Annotated in this window: 15 protein-coding genes; 5 read left to right on the forward strand and 10 right to left on the reverse strand. The window is 68.6% G+C overall.

What is annotated here, in order from left to right:
* From ABDW21_RS12010 to ABDW21_RS12025, 4 genes are all read right to left on the reverse strand, one after another.
* A partial coding sequence (locus tag ABDW21_RS12010; RefSeq protein WP_343710481.1) for an ATP-dependent helicase occupies positions 1–1,587 on the reverse strand: 1,587 nt, incomplete at its 3' end.
* A complete protein-coding gene (locus tag ABDW21_RS12015) occupies positions 1,584–4,745 on the reverse strand; it encodes an ATP-dependent DNA helicase (protein ID WP_343599655.1) in 3,162 nt (1,053 codons plus the stop codon). The genes ABDW21_RS12010 and ABDW21_RS12015, both read right to left, overlap by 4 nt.
* A 70-nt stretch (positions 4,746–4,815) precedes the next feature.
* Positions 4,816–5,388 (reverse strand): hypothetical protein, encoded by a 573-nt coding sequence (locus tag ABDW21_RS12020; protein WP_343599657.1) that lies wholly within the window; start codon positions 5,386–5,388, stop codon positions 4,816–4,818.
* 211 nt (positions 5,389–5,599) lie between these two features.
* Positions 5,600–6,721, reverse strand: coding sequence for a hypothetical protein (locus ABDW21_RS12025; protein ID WP_343599698.1), 1,122 nt, complete (start codon positions 6,719–6,721; stop codon positions 5,600–5,602).
* A 127-nt stretch (positions 6,722–6,848) separates the two neighbouring features.
* Here ABDW21_RS12025 and ABDW21_RS12030 point away from each other — a divergent pair, with 127 nt between their 5' ends.
* Together ABDW21_RS12030 and ABDW21_RS12035 are read left to right on the forward strand one after the other, a co-directional pair.
* On the forward strand, positions 6,849–7,625 hold the full coding sequence (locus tag ABDW21_RS12030; RefSeq protein ID WP_343599659.1) for an alpha/beta hydrolase: 777 nt from the start codon (positions 6,849–6,851) through the stop codon (positions 7,623–7,625).
* 2 nt (positions 7,626–7,627) lie between these two features.
* Positions 7,628–7,939 (forward strand): MGMT family protein, encoded by a 312-nt coding sequence (locus ABDW21_RS12035; RefSeq protein ID WP_343599661.1) that lies wholly within the window; start codon positions 7,628–7,630, stop codon positions 7,937–7,939.
* A 209-nt stretch (positions 7,940–8,148) separates the two neighbouring features.
* On the opposite strand, the gene ABDW21_RS12040 is transcribed toward ABDW21_RS12035, so the two are convergent.
* The gene (locus ABDW21_RS12040; RefSeq protein ID WP_343599663.1) at positions 8,149–8,988 is read right to left on the reverse strand and encodes a TIGR02569 family protein; all 840 of its coding nucleotides are present in this window, start codon (positions 8,986–8,988) and stop codon (positions 8,149–8,151) included.
* Positions 8,989–9,086: 98 nt separating this feature from the next.
* Positions 9,087–10,265: an adenylyltransferase/sulfurtransferase MoeZ gene (gene moeZ, locus ABDW21_RS12045; protein ID WP_343599665.1), complete on the reverse strand. Its 1,179-nt coding sequence runs from the start codon at positions 10,263–10,265 to the stop codon at positions 9,087–9,089.
* A 489-nt stretch (positions 10,266–10,754) separates the two neighbouring features.
* On the opposite strand from moeZ, the gene ABDW21_RS12050 reads away from it, so the two are divergent.
* The gene (locus ABDW21_RS12050) at positions 10,755–11,225 is read left to right on the forward strand and encodes a hypothetical protein (protein ID WP_343599667.1); all 471 of its coding nucleotides are present in this window, start codon (positions 10,755–10,757) and stop codon (positions 11,223–11,225) included.
* A gap of 128 nt (positions 11,226–11,353) precedes the next feature.
* On the opposite strand, the gene ABDW21_RS12055 is transcribed toward ABDW21_RS12050, so the two are convergent.
* Positions 11,354–14,263, reverse strand: a complete 2,910-nt coding sequence (locus ABDW21_RS12055) for an MMPL family transporter (protein WP_343599669.1) — start codon at positions 14,261–14,263, stop codon at positions 11,354–11,356.
* Positions 14,260–14,706 carry an MmpS family transport accessory protein gene (locus ABDW21_RS12060; protein WP_343599670.1) on the reverse strand — a complete coding sequence of 149 codons (447 nt, stop codon included), beginning with the start codon at positions 14,704–14,706 and terminating at the stop codon, positions 14,260–14,262. Before ABDW21_RS12060 ends, ABDW21_RS12055 begins: the two co-directional genes overlap by 4 nt.
* A 358-nt stretch (positions 14,707–15,064) precedes the next feature.
* On the opposite strand from ABDW21_RS12060, the gene ABDW21_RS12065 reads away from it, so the two are divergent.
* Complete coding sequence (locus ABDW21_RS12065; RefSeq protein WP_343599671.1) at positions 15,065–15,310, forward strand: hypothetical protein; 246 nt, start codon at positions 15,065–15,067, stop codon at positions 15,308–15,310.
* Between the two features lie 49 nt (positions 15,311–15,359).
* Here the strand turns inward: ABDW21_RS12065 and ABDW21_RS12070 are convergent, their stop codons facing one another.
* Positions 15,360–16,394, reverse strand: a complete 1,035-nt coding sequence (locus tag ABDW21_RS12070) for a DUF3152 domain-containing protein (protein ID WP_343599674.1) — start codon at positions 16,392–16,394, stop codon at positions 15,360–15,362.
* Between the two features lie 174 nt (positions 16,395–16,568).
* Here ABDW21_RS12070 and ABDW21_RS12075 point away from each other — a divergent pair, with 174 nt between their 5' ends.
* Positions 16,569–17,249: a TetR/AcrR family transcriptional regulator gene (locus ABDW21_RS12075; RefSeq protein WP_343599700.1), complete on the forward strand. Its 681-nt coding sequence runs from the start codon at positions 16,569–16,571 to the stop codon at positions 17,247–17,249.
* Here ABDW21_RS12075 and ABDW21_RS12080 read toward each other — a convergent pair.
* Positions 17,236–17,436, reverse strand: a 201-nt coding sequence (locus ABDW21_RS12080; protein ID WP_343710482.1) for a DUF3107 domain-containing protein, incomplete at its 5' end; no start/stop codon positions are given. The two genes, ABDW21_RS12075 and ABDW21_RS12080, sit on opposite strands and share 14 nt — an antisense overlap.

Below are 17,436 nucleotides of genomic sequence, written 5' to 3' on the forward strand. Positions count from 1 at the left end.
CGCGGGCGTGTCGTCGAGCGCGGCCGTGTCGTCGAGCGCCGCCGTGTCGTCGAGCGCGGCCGTGTCGTCGAGCGCCGTCGCGCGCCGCCACAACGCGGCGACGTCGCGGCCGCCGAGCCGCCACCGCGGCCCGGTGAGGACCCGCATCGCCGACGCCCCGGCGGTCGGGTCGGCGACCAGCCGCAGCATCGAGACGACGTCGGCGACCTCGGGAACCGACAGCAGGCCGGCCAGCCCGACCACCTCCACCGGGACCCCGCGGGCCCGCAACGCTGCTGCCATCGGGGCGGCGTCGGCGTTGCGGCGCACCAGGACCGCGGCGGTGGGCGGCGCGACACCGTCGGCGCAGGCGCGCTGGTAGCGCCGGCTCAGGTGGTCGGCGACCCACTCCCGCTCCGACGCCACATCGGCCAGCAGTGCGCAGGCGATGGTGCCCGGCGACGCGTCGGGACGCGGCCGCAGCGTCCGCACCGCCACCGAACGGTGGCGCGCCTCCGCCGCGACGGCGTTGGCCAGCTGCAGCGCCCGCGCCGGATTGCGCCAGCTGGTCCGCAGCTCCAGCACCGGCGCGGGACTGCCGTCGGCGCGCGGGAAGTCGGTGGTGAACCGCGGCAGGTTGGTCGCCGACGCGCCGCGCCAGCCGTAGATGGACTGGATCGGGTCGCCGACGGCCGTCAACGCCAGCGCGTCGTCGACACCGCCGCCGAACAGCGACGACAGCTTGATGCGCTGAGCATGTCCGGTGTCTTGGTATTCGTCGAGCAGCACCACCCGGTACCGCTCCCTCAGGTGAACCCCGACCTGCGGAAACGACCGCACCAGCCGGGCGGCCGAGGCCATCTGCGCACCGAAGTCCATCAGGTTCTCGGCCCGCATCCGGGTGTGCAGCGCGTCGATCAGCGGCACCAGCTCGGCGCGTTCGGTCTGCGTGGCCAGCATCCGCAGCAGCCACTGGCTGGGACCGCGAGCGCGCTGGTAGCGACCCGCGGGCAGGGTGTGCACCAGCCGCTCCAACTCTGTGTGCGTGTCGCGCAGCTGCTCGGTGTCGACCAGGTGCTCGGCCAGCTGGCCCGACAGGCGCAGCACCATCGAGGTGAGGGTGGCGGGGTTTTTGTCGGTGTGCAGTGCACCGCGATATGCGGTGACCACGTCGTAGGCCAGCTGCCACAGCTCGGTTTCACCGAGCAGCCGGGTGTCGGGTTCCACACCGAGCAGCAGACCGTGCGCGCGCAGCAGCTGCCCGGCGAACGCGTCGTAGGTGCTGACCGTCGGCGCGGCGGCGGGCTCGGATGGGCCGGCTGCCAGTCCGGCGCCGGCCAGCCGGGACAGCCGGGAGCGAACCCGCCGCAGCAGCTGGCCGGCGGCCTTACGGGTGAAAGTCAACCCGAGCACCTGACCCGGTTCGGCGTATCCGTTGGCGACCAGCCACACCACCCGCGCGGCCATCGTCTCGGTTTTCCCCGCGCCGGCGCCGGCGATGACGACCAGCGGGCCCGGCGGCGCGGCGATCACCGCGGCCTGCTCCGCGGTCGGCTCGAAAAGACCTAGCGCGCAGGCTAATTCAGCTGGGCTGTGGCAGGGTGTCATGTCAGCGGTCCGTCGACGCCGCCATGGGCGGGGCAGCCCGGCCGCATCGGGCAGTGCGGGCAGCCGTCGTTGATCCTCGCGACGAACACCGGCCCGGCGGTCGCGGCGGCAGCCTGCCGCAGCAGATCCCGCCACTCGTCGCGCGCCTGCGGCGTCAGCGGATCCTGCTGTCGCTCGGGCACGCCGCCGGGACCGCTCCTGCCCGGGTAGACCAGAAGCGCGCCGCCGGGCACGTCGCCGTGCGGCAGCAGACCTTCGGCCACCGCCAGCTGGTAGGCGGCCAGCTGGGCATGGCGTTGGGCGTCGTCCTTGGTGACCGGCGTCTTGCCGGTTTTGACGTCCACGACGACCAGCCGGCCGGCCGCGTCGCGCTCGACGCGGTCCACCCGTCCGCGCAGCCGGACGTTCGCCCCGTCCCCGTGTCCCGTCTCGACCACCCCGTCGACGTCGACTTCGACGCCGACCTCGGTGAGCTGTTGCCGGGTCTGGGCGCGCCACTGCAGGAAGGCGGCGACCATGCCACGATGACGGGCCAGCTCGTTGTTGGAGTACCACTGGGCGTCGAACGGCAGCCGGCGCCAGGCCTGCTCGAGCGCGGCCAGCAGCTGCGGCTCGCCGGCGTCCGGCTGCGCGATCAGCGCGTGCAGCACCGAACCGATCGTGGCGCGCAGGTCGCGGCCGTCGGTTCCGCCGTGGCGTTCCGCCAGCCAGCGCAACGGGCAGTCGATGAGTGTCTGCAGGCTCGACGGCGTCAGGGTGACCACGTGATCCGGACCGCTCCACAGCGTTTCGGCGGTGCTGACCGGCATCATCCCCCACCACTGTGCGGGGTCCGCACCCGGCACACCGGCTTTTGCCAAACGAGCCAATTGCGTTGCCGCGCAGCGTCTTTCCAGGTCCGTCACTTGGCCCAGCGGTGCACAGACCACGCTGCGCAGCCGGCCCACCACCGCGGTGGCAGACAACACCCGCGGGGCGCCGCCGTCACGCGCATCGGGATCGGCGCCGTCGGTGACCCACTGCGCGATCTCGGCGACGAACGGCGACGGCAGCGCCGTGTCGCCGCCGGAGTCGCCCCCGTCGCCGTCGACGGCGGTCACCAGCAGGCGCCGCCGCGCCCGGCCCATCGCCGCCACCAGCAGCCGACGTTCCTCGGCCAGCAACGGTGCTCGCATCGAGACGTTCTCGGCGACCCCGTCGAGCACGTCCAGCAGCCGTTGGGTGGCCAGCACGCCGCCACGGGGAATCGTGTTGGGCCACAAACCTTCCTGTAGGCCTGCGATCACCACGAAGTCCCACTCGTGCCCCAGCGCGGCGTGTGCGCTGAGCAGGCTGACCTCGTCCGATCCCGTCGGCTCCGGACGAACGGGAGGCAGCCGGAGCGCGGCGACGTAATCGAGGAAACCGCGCAGCGACGCCCCGGCGGTGCGGGACACGTACTGATCGGCGACGTCGAACAGCGCGGTCACCGCGTCGAGGTCCCGCCCGGCCTGGGCGCCGGCCGGGCCGCCGCGCGCACACGCCGTGAGCCAGCGGCGCTGCAAGCCGCAGCGGTGCCACGCCGCCCACAGCGTCGCGCGCGGATCTGCCCCGCACGCCGACGGTGCCGCCGCGCCGTCGCGGTGGCAGCGGGCGGCCGCATCCAGCGTCGCGCGGACCCGCCGCAGCGGGCGGGCCTGGGCCGGGGGGAGCCCCGTCGGCGCCTGGCCGCGCAGGGCGGCCACCAACAGGTCGCCGGCGTCGCGCGCCGGGTCCAGGCGCCGCAGAGTCCGTCGCAGCTGGCGCAGCGACACCGGGTCGACCCCGCCGACAGGTCCGGTCACCAGCGCCAGCGCCCGCTCGCCGTCCAGACCGTCGACGGTGGCGGCCAGCACGGTCAGCAGCGCCCGCGCCGCAGGCTGCTGCCACAGCGCCCCGCCGGCTGCGGGCGTCGCCACCGGCACCCCGGCCCGGGAGAGTGCGTACGACAACCCGGCGGCACGCCGCACCGACCTGACGATGACCGCCATCTGCGACCACGGCACGCTGTCGACGAGGTGTGCGCGCCGCAACGCGTCGGCGATCAGCGCCGCCTCCGCGTGCGCGGAGGCGGCCAGACGCACCTGCACCGAGCCGGATTCGGTTCCGGTGCCCTCGACGTGACCGCCGCCGGGAAGCCGGCGCGCGATGCCGGCGACGGCGCGCGCCACCGCCGGGGCACAGCGCTGCGACGCCGTCAGCGTCACCGACGGGGCATCGTCGTCGAGCAGCGTCCCCGGCTCGGCGCCGCGGAATCCGAACACCGCCTGGTTGGGGTCCGCGGCGACCAGCGCCAGCTCGGTGCCGGCGGCCAGGGCCCGCACCAGCCGGGCCGCCTGCGGGTCGAGCTGTTGGGCGTCGTCGACCAGCAGGACGCGGATCCGGGCCCGCTCGGCGGCCAGCAGCTCCGGGTCGACGGCGAACGCCTCCAACGCGGCCCCGACCAGCTCGGCAGCCCCCAGCGCGGGCATCGTTGCCTGCGGAGCCGCCGTCCCGACCGCGGCGCGCAGCAGCATCACCTGCTCGTATTGGCGGGCGAACTGGCCGGCGGCCGTCCACTCCGGGCGCCCGTGTATCCGGCCCAGCCGCTGCAAGTCCCGCGGTTGCACGCCGCGTTCGGCGCAGCGCGCCAGGAGATCCCGCAGCTCCGCGGCGAATCCGGCGGTGGCCAATGCGGGTCTGAGCTGCGCCGGCCAGCCGGTCGACCCCCCGGCACCGTCCTGCAGGTCACCGTCCTGCAGGTCACCGGACAGCAGGTCGGCGATGATCGCATCTTGCTCGGCGCTGGTCACCAGTCGTGGCGGCGGGGCGCCGGCCCGCAGCGCGGCCCGCCGCAGCACGGCGAACGCGTAGCTGTGCACGGTCCGCACCACCGGCTCACCGATCACCGCGCAGCCGGGACCGGCTGCCCGCGACTGCAGCAACCGCCTCGTCAGCGCGCTGCGGGCGTGGATCCCGATCCGGCCCGCGCCGGTCAGCAGCAGAACAGATTCGGCGGGCACCCCGGCGGCGACGCGGGCGGCGGCGACGTCGACCAGCAGGCTGCTCTTACCGGTGCCGGGACCGCCCACTACCCCCAGCCGGCCGCGCAGGCCGGGATCAAGCGCAGCGCGCGCCGCGGACCCCCACCGTTCTGACATAGCCGCATCAGATCACGGGGGTCTGACAAGTCCGTCGGGCCTGGTCACGGCCCGCGCGGCGGGAACGCGATCACACTCGGCGGGCGAGATCCTCGCCGCGGTCGCCGTGGGACTGCTCCGGCGGCATCGCCGGCAGCGGCTCCAGCCCGCGTCGGATGTTGTCGCCGGGCCCGGCCGTTGCCGGACCATCTCGATCAGCGTGCTCCCGGGTGTCGGGCTGAGCCCGGGCCTCGTCGTCGCGCTCGTGCTGCGGCGGGATGCCCATCGCGGCAGGACCTTGACCGCCGCCGGCAGCTGCCGCCCCCTGACCGCCGGACGCCTGACCGTGTCCGCCCTGGCCGCTACCCTGAAACCCCTGCATCATCGGCTGCATCAGCTGACCGAACTGGCTGCCCATCTGGCCGAACATCTGGCCGGGCGCACCGGCCATCTCGCCCATCTGGCCCGCCTGGCCGCCCATCTGGCCCAGCATCTGGACGATCTGCATGACGCCCTGCTGACCGGAGTCCTCGGAGCCGGCGTACATCGCGTTGGACGCAGCGACGTTGCCGGCGAACATCGTCTCCTTGCCGTGCAGCGCCGCCACATTGGCCTCCATCGACGCCGCCAGCGTCGGAAGGACGCCGGAAACGGTTGCGCTCATCGGATCCTCGCCAGGGGGAAGCATGGGTATCGACGGCAACTGGACTGACGCCGGATCCCAGCTCTGCTCCCCGTCCCTACCGAATATCCCCGTCATCGGATTCCATCTCCTCTGCCGCCTCCGCGCAGTTCGCAGCCCGCCACATCGCCGGTCCGACGGCTGCCTCGATGCGTGCGCTGGCCCTCGGCTGACGACCCCGCCACCACGGCCGTCACCAATCCTCGTCCACGTCGTCTTCGGCGAGGTCATGGTCGAGCGGGTTTGGCACCGCCAGGCCCGCCCTGGACCCGCCGCTGGATTCGCGGTGGCCCATCCCGCCCATGGCGCCCCCGCCGCCCATGGCGCCCCCGCCGCCGACGGGCGCCACACCGGCGGTCGCGGTGCGACCCGCGACGGCGCCCTCCTGCACCGCGGCGGGGACGACGGTCGTGTGCTTGTCCACGAGTTTGGCCATCAGAGGAATCCGGGGCGGGCTGCCGCCGGCGCCGGGCATCGACCCGCCGCGGGCCAGCCCCGCCCCGGCCCGCGCGCCGGATCCACCGGCCGCCGGGTGATTGCTGAACGCCGAAAACGGCGACGCACCCGCTCCGCCGGCGCCGCCCGAGCCGAGCTGGCCGAACATCGACGAAAGCTGCTGCATCGGCTGGGTCAGCTGTTGCAGGCCCTGGCCCCCGCCCATCTTGCCGAGCTGCTGCGGCATCTGCCCGGCCTGCGAGACCAGCTGGCCCATCGTCTGCATCATCGATTGCGGGCCCTGGCTGCCGGCTTGCTGTGCCGCATCGGCAGCTTTCCCGGCACCCGGCGCACTACCCGGCGGAATGGGAATGGCCGACGGATTCACCGGCTGCACCCCCAGGTTGCCCGCCAGCTCGGCGGTGCCGGCCATCACGTCGGCCATGTTCTGCGACTGACCGAACCGGATCATGCTTTGCAGCAGCTCGTCCTTGTTTGACAACGGCGCCGCCTCGATCATTTCGCACGCGTGCTGGACCTCCTGGGCGGTCGCGTTGACCGTCGCCTTCGCCTTGGCCACCGAGGCTTCCATGGTGCGCAGTTTGAGCGCGATGGCCGACGCCTCCGCGGCGTTGATTTCGTGGCCGCCGATGATGGTGCTCGCCTCACCCAGCGCGGCCACCGCCGCGGGACCCGTCCAGCTGCCTTCCATCCGCGTCAGCTGGCCGTGCAGCTGCGGCACCACCACTCCGGTCAGGTGCATCGCAAGCTGTTCGTACGCCTCGGCCGCCGCCGCCAGCGCATCCTCGTCGACATCCGGCCAGCCGGGACCCATCACTGTCTGCGACCCGTAGAGGCTCTCGTCGCGCTGGATCCCCACGACACGTTCCTTTCCGCGTGTGCCGGTGTGCAGCTCGAACATTACTGCTCCCCCGGACCCCGTCCGACCGCATTTTCGACGGCGGACCCGCCCTGCACACCCGCGACGCTGCTGGCACCATCGACGCGTGACCCGGCTGCGCGTGCACCGCTACGGCCCGGCCGGACCCGTCGGGCTGCTGGCGATCCACGGGTTGACCGGCCACGGGCGGCGGTGGGAACGGTTGGCGGCCCGCCACCTGCCCGACGTCGCCGTGGCAGCCCCCGACCTGATCGGTCACGGCCGGTCGTCGTGGGCGGCGCCGTGGACGATCGACGCCAACGTCGCGGCGCTGGCGTCGCTGCTCGAGGATCAGCCTCAGGGCCCGGTGGTGGTCGGGCATTCCTTCGGCGGCGCGGTCGCGCTGCACCTGGCCGCCGCCTATCCCGACCGGGTGGCCGCGCTGGTCCTGCTCGACCCGGCGATCGGCTTGGACGGCGGGTGGATGCGCGAGATCGCCGAGGCCATGCTGGCCTCGCCGGATTACCCGGACACCGCGCAGGCCCGCGCGGAAAAGGCGACCGGCGCCTGGGCCGATGTGGATCCCGGTGTGCTGGACGCCGAACTCGACGAGCATCTGGTCGCCCTGGCGGGCGGGCGGTACGGCTGGCGGATCAGCCTGCCGGCCATGATGTCGTACTGGAGTGAGCTGGCCCGCGATATCGTGCTGCCGCCCGCCGGGATTCCTACGACGCTGGTGCGGGCGGGCCGCGCGTCGCCGCCCTACGTCGGCGACGCGCTCGTCGCCGGGTTGCGCGACCGGCTGGGACCCGACTTCGCGTTGTGCGATCTCGACTGCGATCACATGGTGGCCCAGGCCAAGCCGGCCGAGGTGGCCGCGCTGATCCGCGAGCGGATGCGCTGAGGATGGCTTCGGTCACCGACGAGCAGATCGAACGGGTGCGCGCCCTGGTCGCCGCCATCCCCGCCGGCCGGGTCGCCACCTACGGTGATGTCGCCACCGCCGCAGGGCTTTCCAGTGCCCGGATCGTCGGGTGGATCATGAGCACCGACTCGTCCGACCTGCCCTGGCATCGGGTCGTCGCCGCCACCGGCCGCCCGGCGCGGCACCTGGCCACCCGGCAGCTGGAGTTGCTGCGCGCCGACGGGGTGCCGGCCGTCGACGGCCGGGTGAAGCTGGGCCGGATTCGCCACCAGTTCTCGCCAGAGTGCACCTAGCGACGGCCCTTCTCGGGCAACGTGTCGCTATTTGCACTTTCGCGCCTCACTCACTCGAAAATTGCGCAGAAGCCCTGGTCGGCGCTCGCGTCGAGCAGAGCTATTCGTCGAGTGTGCGGTTTGCTACGCCAGCGCCGGCGCGTCGCGTACGAAATCGCACACTCGACAGATTTTCAGGTGCTCACACCGGGGCGCAGCCCCTTGAACGCTTAGAGCACGAGCCGAACCAGAGCCGCGGTGCGGGCCAGCCCCGGAAAGGCCTCGGCGGTCGAACGCGGGTGCAGTGCGTGGACAGCAAGCCGAAACATCAACGCCCGCAACAACATTTGCGGCCACTCCGGCAGAGCGTTCCAGCGCTCGATAAGCCCGTCGTCGGCGTCACCCCACGACAGCGCGTCGACGACCGCCACCCCCGCCGCCCACGAAGGGGGCCGCCAGTAGGGCGTGATGTCGGTGATTCCCGGCGCTGCGGTGCCCGAGAACAGCACCGTCCCGTAGAGATCTCCGTGGACCAACTGGCTGGGGCTCTTCGTCCGCCGGCGCAGCGCGGCGAGCTGGTTGAGCAGGTCGATCGACCGCTGCCCGTCGGCTGTCGGCGAGGCCACCCGGGCCGCCGGCGGCACCGAGGCCAGCGGCCGTTCCTCCCACGCGGCGCGGTCGGCGGCCATGAAGACGTCGACGTCAGCCCGGGGTGCGGACGGGACCTGGGCGAGGAAGCGCGGTCGTTCCAGTTTGCTGGTGGCCTCGTGCAGCCGGACCGCCGCGGACACGACCTCGTCGTGACGGGGCTCGGGGATGCCGGCGACGAAGGTGTCCGCGCGCCAACCGGACACCACGTACCGACCGTCGGTCGAGCGGACCGGGCGGGCCAGCCGCACCCCGTCGACGAACAACGTCTCACGTACCCGAGCAGACCAGGCGGCGCGGGCGTGGTCGGCGACCGTCGACAGCACCACTTCCCCGCACCGCCACCCGGTTTCCAACTGCACCGGCCGAACGTCGCGCAGCCCGAACGCCGCCAGGACATGCTCCGGCGGCTCGACTGTCACCCATCTAGCCTAATCGGGTTCACCTGCGGTCAACGGACTCGACACGACGGCCAGGCGCAGGCTCTGCCGCGCGGGTCCCGGACAGGCCGTCGCGACGGTCAGTACATCACCATGTCGGGCTGCATCTGGCTGGCCCAGGCCACGATGCCGCCCTGCAGGTGCACCGCGTCGGCGAAACCGGCCTTCTTCACCGCTGCGAGAACCTCGGCCGAGCGCACACCCGTCTTGCAGTAGAGCACGGGCATCCGGTCCTGCGGCAGCCGCGCCAGGCCCTCGCCGGAGTTGATCGACGACTGCGGGACCAACTGCGCCCCGTCGATGTGGTTGATGTCCCATTCCACCGGTTCGCGCACGTCGATCAGGGCGATCTTCGTCCCGGAGTCCATCAGCTCACGCAGTTCGCGCGGGGTGATCGTGGAGTCCGCGACGGCTTGGGCCGCGTCGTCGGACACCACCCCGCAGAAATCGTCGTAGTCGATCAGCTCGGTGATCGCCGGCGTCGACGGGTCCTTGCGGATCGCGATGGTGTAGTAGCTCATCTCCAGGGCGTCGTAGACCATCAGCCGGCCCAGCAGCGGTTCACCGATGCCGGTGATCAGCTTGACCGCCTCGGTGCCCATCACCGACGCGATGGACGCGCACAGGATGCCCAGCACCCCGCCTTCGGCGCAGGACGGCACCATGCCCGGGGGCGGCGGCAGCGGGTAGAGGTCGCGGTAGTTCAGGCCGCGGCCGTCGGGCGCGTCCTCCCAGAACACCGAGACCTGGCCCTCGAAACGGAAGATCGAGCCCCAGACGTAGGGCTTGTGCGCCAGCACCGCCGCGTCGTTGACCAGATAGCGGGTGGCGAAGTTGTCGGTGCCGTCGAGGATCAGGTCGTACTGCGTGAACAGATCGACCGCATTGGCCGGCGTCAACCTGACCTCGTGCAGCTGCACCCGCACCAACGGGTTGACCTCGGCGATCGAGTCGCGCGCGGACTGGGCCTTGGACCGGCCGATGTCGGAGACGCCGTGGATGATCTGGCGCTGCAGGTTGGACTCGTCGACCACGTCGAAGTCGACGATGCCGATCGTGCCGACACCGGCCGCGGCCAGGTACAGCAATGCCGGCGCGCCCAGTCCCCCGGCGCCGATCACCAGCACCCGCGCGTTTTTGAGCCGTTTCTGACCGTCGACGCCCAGCTCGGGAATGATCAGATGGCGGCTGTAGCGTGCGACCTCGTCCCGCGTCAGCTCGGCAGCCGGCTCAACCAGCGGTGGCAACGACGTGGACACCGGTCTCTCCTCAGTTTGACGTCACGCACGGTCGGCACTGTCCATCACAGCAGCCGCACGGACCAACGGCAAACAGCCCGGGAAGCTTCCCGGAGCATGTACCGAGCCGCGGGGATTTTCGGTGGCGATCCATGGCGGGTTGTAGACCGCGGCACCGGCAGGTTCGGTGCCGGTACTGGGCTGAGCGTGACGGGGCAGCGCAGTACCAACTGCCCGTCGCGCCGGCGGGTGACGTTATGGTTGGTGATCCGGGCGATCGGTGTAGCCTCCCGGCGACGCTTCACCGATGAGCATGCCTGCAACACAGGAATGGTCAGAATTTTTCCTACTGGTGTCTCTTCCTACTGGTGTCTCTTCCTACTGGTATCCTTTCCTACTAGTATCACGGTAACGACGTGGTTGAGGTAGCGTTTTGAGAGGTTCTCGACAGCCGACCGCGAGGACTCTCCAACGTTTTAAGATACACTTTTGGTGGCGCTGAGGAGCGGGATGGTGGATTTCAGTCTATTTGGTTTTCTAACGATACTTGCTGCTGTGCTGGCATTGGTGTTCGCCGCTTGCGCATTTGTGTTCGTGCAACGGTTAGAAAGTCGAACACCCGCTTCTTTGGGCGAAGTAGTAGGGGCCCACAAAGCGGTCTTGGATAAATTACGCAAAGGCGAATCCATGTCGCAGAGCGAGGTAGATTACGCGGCGCAAATTATTTCTGAGGCCCGATCATTACTCGCGTATTCGATACCCGCTACCGTCTTCACCATCGGATGCTTCTATATCGTCGGGTGTCTCGAACAGTTACATGGAGCCGCGCCCTCCGCCCGAACATTTATCGGGCTGCTCCCCATGTTAGGGGCCACAAATCTCACCATCCAGCTACGCAGGATCGCACGGCTGAAAGGGCGGATGGACAAATTAGCTCGACTCAGCCGAAGGGACCTGTCGGCCACCCACAGCCCCGGCTGACGATTCTCGAGCCAGGAGCATGGAGCTGCCCGGCACAATCGGCATCAACGTCAGCACCTGCGGACGCGGCCAGGATCGCGGCCATGTGGCGCCGTGGTTGGCTGTCAACCAGGATCGCATTCTCGACGTCATCGTCGAGCGGGTGCCGGTAGTTCGGGGATCACGGTCGAGTCGTCGTCTTCCCATAGCAGCAGTTGACGTACCGCGGGACGCGGCCCATAGGGCCGGAGCATTTGACTGGCCGGACGCGGGCGGACCCGTTGCGGCCACCAGAACCAGCGCCCGAGCAGCGCGGCGATGGACGGCGTCATGAACGAACGCACAATCAGCGTGTCGAACAGCAGACCCAGCGCGATGGTGGTTCCTATCTGACCAAGGATCCGCAAATCGGCGAACACGAAGGAGGCCATGGTCGCCGCGAACACCAGACCGGCAGATGTCACCACGGCGCCGGAGCCGGCCATTGCGCGGATGATGCCGGTATTCAATCCGGCGCCGATTTCCTCTTTGAACCGGGAAATCAGCAGCAGGTTGTAGTCGGATCCCACCGCCAAGAGCAGGATCACGGCCAGCGCCAGCACGATCCAATACAACTGGATACCTAGAATGTCCTGCCAGACCAGCACGGAGAGCCCGAAGGAGGCGCCCAAAGACAGCGCTACCGTGCCCACAATGACGATCGCGGCAACCAAACTTCGCGTGATGATCATCATGATCAGCAGGATCAGGCTTAACGCGGCGATTCCGACGATCATCAGGTCGTACTTGGCGCCGTCTTGGATGTCTTTGTAGGTCGCCGCGGTGCCGGTGAGGTAGAAATGGGCGTTTTCCAAGGGGGTGCCCTTCACGGCCTCGTAGGCCGCCTTCTTGATGGGATCGACGTGCGAGATGCCCTCGAGGGTCGCTGGATCACCCTCGTGGGAGATGATCATCTGAGCAGCCCTGCCGTCTGGCGAGAGGAACAACTTTAGGCCCCGCTTGAACTCCGTGTTGTTGAACACGTCCGGCGGCAAGTAAAAGGAATCATCGTTTTTCGCCGCGTCGAAGGCCTGTCCCATCGCGGCCGGGTTGTCGTTCGCGAACGCCGACTGGTTGTTGATCCCCGAATTGGTGGCGTAGTTGGACAGCGTGAGTTCCAGATTCGTCATCTGGCTCTCGATCTGGGGCGGTAGCAGGGCCACCAGTTGCGGCTGGAGCGCGTCCAATTTATCCAAACTCGCGGTGATGCTTTGAAACTGGTCGGTAAGCTGGTCGACACTGTCGGCCGCTTCAAGGGCGCTTCTGATCGCAAAGCAGGCCGGGATATCATAGCAGTGCTTTTCCCAGTAGAAATAGCTTTGAATCGGCCTGAAGAAGTCCAGGAAATTCGCTATTTTGTCCCGCAGTTCATCGATCACCACGATTGTGTCGTGAAAGCTCTGGGTTTGCTCGTGGGTGGCGGCGGAACTCTGCTGCTGCAGGGCATACTGCTGATGCAAAATATTGATCGTTTTCCTCAGCTCACCGGCCTGCTTGAGCAAGTCGGCCGCACGGTCTTTCTGATATTTCAGGTTCATCACCTGGCCGACGCTTTGCTGGCTGATTTGAAACGGTATCGAGCTGTGGTCCAGCGGCGTGCCCAACGGCCTGGTCATGCCCTGGACCTTCGCGATTCCGGGTATGTGAAACACAGCCTTGGACACCCGTTCCAAGATGAGCATATCGGCGGGATCACGCAGATCGTGATCCGCCTCGATCATCAGCAACTCAGGATTCAACCTGGCGGTCGAAAAATGCCGCGCCGCGGCCGCATACCCGATATTGGCCGGGGCGCTGGCCGGCATGTAAGGGCGAGTGTCGTAACTCGTCCTATATCCCGGCAGGGCGAGCAGACCGACAAGGGCGACCGCGATCGTCACCGCCAGGATGGGCGCGGGCCAGCGGACAATAGCTGTGCCGATACGCCGCCATCCCCGCGTTCTCATCTCGCGTTTGGGGTCGAACAGACTGAAATGGCGGCCGACGGCCAGCATGGCCGGCGCCAGGGTGAGCGCGGCCACCAGCGCGACGAGGACACCAATTGCAGCAGGAATGCCCAGGCTCTGAAAATAAGGCAGCCGGGTGAAGCGCAGACAAAACACTGCGCCGGCGACGGTCAAGCCCGAGCCCAAGACAATGTGGGCGGTCCCGCGATACATGGTGTAAAACGCGGTTTCCCTATCCTCTCCGGCCGAGCGCGCTTCTTGATAGCGGCCCAGAATAAATATCGCATAGTCCGTTCCGGCGGCGATGACCAGCAATGTGAGAAGGTTAGTCGAGTATGTCGACAGCCCGATGATGCCGGAGTTCGCTAGAACGGCGACGACTCCGCGGGACGCCGTCAACTCAATCATCACCGTGAAAAGAACCAGCGCCACGGTGACGGAACGGTAGATGAAGAACAGCATTATTGCGATCACCGCGATCGTGATGAGGGTGACCTTCAAGGTACCTTTGCTGCCCACCTCGAACTGATCGGTGATCAGCGGCGCGGCGCCGGTGACATAGGCCTTGACCCCGGCCGGCGGCGGCGTGTGGTCCACGATGTCGCGCACCGAATCGACGGACTGATTGGATAACGTCTCGCCCTGATTGCCGGCGAGGTACACCTGCACCAACGCCGCCTTGCCGTCGGCGCTCTGCGAGCCCGCCGCCGTCAGCGGATCCCCCCAGAAATCCTGGATGTGCTCCACATGCTTCGTGTCTTGGGAGAGCTTATGGACCAGGGTGTCGTAGAACCGGTGCGCGTCGGCGCCGAGCGGCTGATCGCCCTCCAGCACGATCATGGCCGCGCTGTCGGAATCGAACTCCTGAAAAACTTTGCCGATGCGTTTGCTGGCCTGCAGCGACGGCGCATCCTGGGGGCTCAGCGACACGTTATGCGCCTGGGCAACCTTCTCCAATTGCGGCACAAAAACATTCGTGATCGCCGCCAGGGCCAACCAGAACACCGCGATCGGCACCGAAAGCCGCAGGATCATCTTGGCAAACGAAGGCCGCGGGATGTGAAGGTTGCTCATCCGGACTTGTCCAAGCAAAAGGTGTATGCGGTCACTTCGTTGACGGTCCTTTCGTCTTTGACCTCACCGTCGATGATGATGCGGCAGCCCAGAGTGCTGCCGTTGCCTTGGGCAGTCAGGTTGGCGATGACCGCGGGATCTGTCGTCGTGATCTCGTAGCGCCACGGCAGGGCCGCATTGTCGACTCGCTGCGGCGCGGAGTGGACGTCTTGGTAGTTGATGGTTGCCACTGCCCCGGGATTCCCGAACACCTCGTAGACCACGTGCTTGGGGTTGAACGGGACGATGTCATTCGAAATGCCACCGCCGGTCGACGTGGTGTTGTGCGAGCCGAAGATCCCGTGCAGCCGATAGACACCGAACCCGGCGATCGCGACCACCGCCACAGCGACCAGCAGCATCCACCATCGCCTGACCAGGCGGCCGATCGAAATCCGCTTCACCTGTTCGCCTTTCGATCAACGGTGACACGATCGCCCGGACGAGATCAACCTTCCTGCCCTAGCCGACTTGACTGCAAAACAGTACGGTACCGGACCGGTTCGGGCAAGGCGTGGCAGCCTGCCCACTCGCACGCGCTGGCCCGACGTCGCCCTGCGGGAACGTCCCGGCTGAGACACCGTCCGCAGCCCTGCAGCGCGTGCCCGGTCGGTAGTGCGGATTCGCCTTCGATGGCTTCGCGCAGTTCGGGCTGAATCGGCGCACCCCTGATCGGGGGGCCGAGGCGATACAAGGTGTCGGACAGCAGGTGACGCCAGGTCACGGTGTGGCCTTTTGTGCTGAGCGGGAGGGGTTTTGGTGATGCAGGTCGCCGAGCAGTTAGCGCTGCAGGGTGTCGCCGAGGCCGGCGGCGGCGTCCTCGCGCGGGGAGGAGACCGGGGGCTGACTTGCGGCGGTGTGGCGAGCCGCAGTCAGGCCGACGATCTGCGACATCAGCAGGCCGGCCCGATCCTCGCAGTCGTCGGCGCCGAGTCGCCGGCCGATGGGCCTGATGAGCCGGTGGGTGAGGAACTCTCGCACGAGCCGAGCGGCCTCAGCCTCAGGTGAGGGACCGCCACCTCGAATTCCACGCAGACCGGGACAACCTCACTTCCCGTCAGGCGATCGGGTAGGGCCACGGATTGAACCGGCACGTCTTGCCGTCGGCTTTCACCCATTGCGGGTCGAACTTCGCGGCATCGTCGTCGGACGTCGAGAACGTCTGCTGCATCATCACCGGCGCCAGGCCGCCCTGTCGGTCGCACGACTCGTGGCCCAGGTAGCCGATGGCATGGCCGACCTCGTGGTTGATGACGTACTGGCGATATGAGCCGACGTCGCCCTGGAACGGCACCGCGCCGCGCACCCAGCGCACCTCGTTGATGAACACCCGCGGCTGCGCGTCGGGCCCGTACGAGGGGTTGTAGCAGGACGTCTCCAACGGGAACTCGTAGCCGCAGCCCTCCCGTACCGTCATCGGTGAGGACATCGAGATGCGGAAATCGGGTTTGGCCTGGTCGCTCCCGTCGATCCGGATGAAGGCGAACTGCGGGTCGTGAATCCAGCTTTTGGGATTGTCCAACGTCTGGTCGACCATCCGCGCGAACGCGTCGTCGCCGCCGAAGGCGGCGGGTTCGATGCCGTTCTCCACCTCGACGGTGTACCGGAACGTCTTGGCGGTGCCTTGCCCGATCTTGGGCGTGGTTCCCGCGACGATGCGCCAGGTCTTGTCGCCGGTCTCGGTGAACGGACCGCCGTCCGGCAGCATTCCAGTGGGCAGATTGCCGTCGAACTCGGTCAGCCCACGCGGTGGGGCGTCGATGATCGCCGTGCCGACCGCGCCGATCGCAGGCGTGCCCTGGACCGGTGCGTTGGAGGCCGGGACGGGCGCGCCGGTCCCGGTCGCGGTCTGGTACACCACGACCGCGGTCAGGACGACCAGCACCGGCAACGCGTAGGCGCGCCAGCCGTAGGTGGACACGAATCGACCCAAAGAGGTCTGTTTGCGCCACCGCCGGGGTCTGTCCCGATTCGACCTAGCCCGCCCCGAGTTCCAGGCGAGCGGATCCCGCTGGGCGCGCAGAGGTTCGCGCCGATCGTCGCGGAGCACCGGCGCCTGGCTGCGCCCGGGTGGCCCGGAGTCATAGGTCACCGCCTCAGGATGACACAGCCGCAGCTACCAGTGACTCGTGGCGCGCCCTGCGGCGCTGCTCAGCGTTGGCGTCGCGGCCGACGAGGTCATGCCGAGCGGCAACGGTAGTAGTGTCTGTGCGACCGGGTGCACGACGACTCCGGCAGGATGGCCGACAATGCGATCGAGGAGTCAATGAGAGATCTCGCCGACGCGGCCGAGTGGAGGCACGCCCAACCCGCCGACGGCGATCCGCCGGTGGTCGGCGGCGCCAACCGGCGGGGTAACCGGTTACCCCGAGACCAGCGCCGTGGCCAACTGCTCATCGCCGCCAGCGACATCTTCGTCGACCGCGGCTACCACGCGGCCGGGATGGACGAGATAGCCGAGCGCGCCGGGGTTAGTAAACCTGTTCTTTATCAACACTTTTCAAGCAAACTGGAGTTGTACCTCGCGGTGCTGGCGCGGCACGTCGACAACCTGGTTTCCGGCGTGCGACAGGCCCTGCGAACCACCACCGACAACCGGCAGCGGTTGCGCGCGGCCGTGCAGGCGTTCTTCGACTTCATCGAGCACGACAGCCAGGGCTACCGGCTGATCTTCGAGAACGACTACGTCAGCGAACCCCGGGTGGCCGCCCAGGTGCGGGTGGCCACCGAGGCCTGCACCGACGCCGTGTTCGACCTCATCAGCGCCGATTCCGGACTGGAACCGCATCGGGCCCGGATGATCGCCGTGGGTCTGGTCGGGATCAGTGTCGACTGTGCCCGGTACTGGCTCGACACCGACCGGCCCATTTCCAAGGACGACGCAGTCGACGGCACCGTGTATTTCGCCTGGGGCGGACTGTCGCACGTGCCGCTCACTCGCCCGTAGCAGAGGCCGCGCCGATCCCGAAGCCGACCCGGCGCGCGTCGGAAACACCAATCTCGACGTAGGCGATCTTGCCGGCCTGGATCAGGAACCGGCGGCCCTTCTCGTCGGTCAGGCCGAGCACCTCGGAGTCCTTGCGCAGTGCGGCAGTGACCAGTTCTTCGACTTCGCTGGGCGTCTGCGAGCTGGT

The sequence above is a fragment of the Mycobacterium sp. genome (assembly GCF_039583805.1).
Lineage (GTDB): Bacteria > Actinomycetota > Actinomycetes > Mycobacteriales > Mycobacteriaceae > Mycobacterium.

Bases quoted from the DNA above. Each gene is read 5' to 3' on its own strand.
- ABDW21_RS12015 (WP_343599655.1), bottom strand. From the start codon at position 4,745: ATGTCAGAACGGTGGGGGTCCGCGGCGCGCGCTGCGCTTGATCCCGGC.
- ABDW21_RS12020 (WP_343599657.1), bottom strand. From the start codon at position 5,388: ATGAGCGCAACCGTTTCCGGCGTCCTTCCGACGCTGGCGGCGTCGATG.
- ABDW21_RS12035 (WP_343599661.1), top strand. From the start codon at position 7,628: ATGGCTTCGGTCACCGACGAGCAGATCGAACGGGTGCGCGCCCTGGTC.
- ABDW21_RS12050 (WP_343599667.1), top strand. From the start codon at position 10,755: ATGGTGGATTTCAGTCTATTTGGTTTTCTAACGATACTTGCTGCTGTG.
- ABDW21_RS12055 (WP_343599669.1), bottom strand. From the start codon at position 14,263: ATGAGCAACCTTCACATCCCGCGGCCTTCGTTTGCCAAGATGATCCTG.
- ABDW21_RS12065 (WP_343599671.1), top strand. From the start codon at position 15,065: ATGCAGGTCGCCGAGCAGTTAGCGCTGCAGGGTGTCGCCGAGGCCGGC.
- ABDW21_RS12075 (WP_343599700.1), top strand. From the start codon at position 16,569: ATGAGAGATCTCGCCGACGCGGCCGAGTGGAGGCACGCCCAACCCGCC.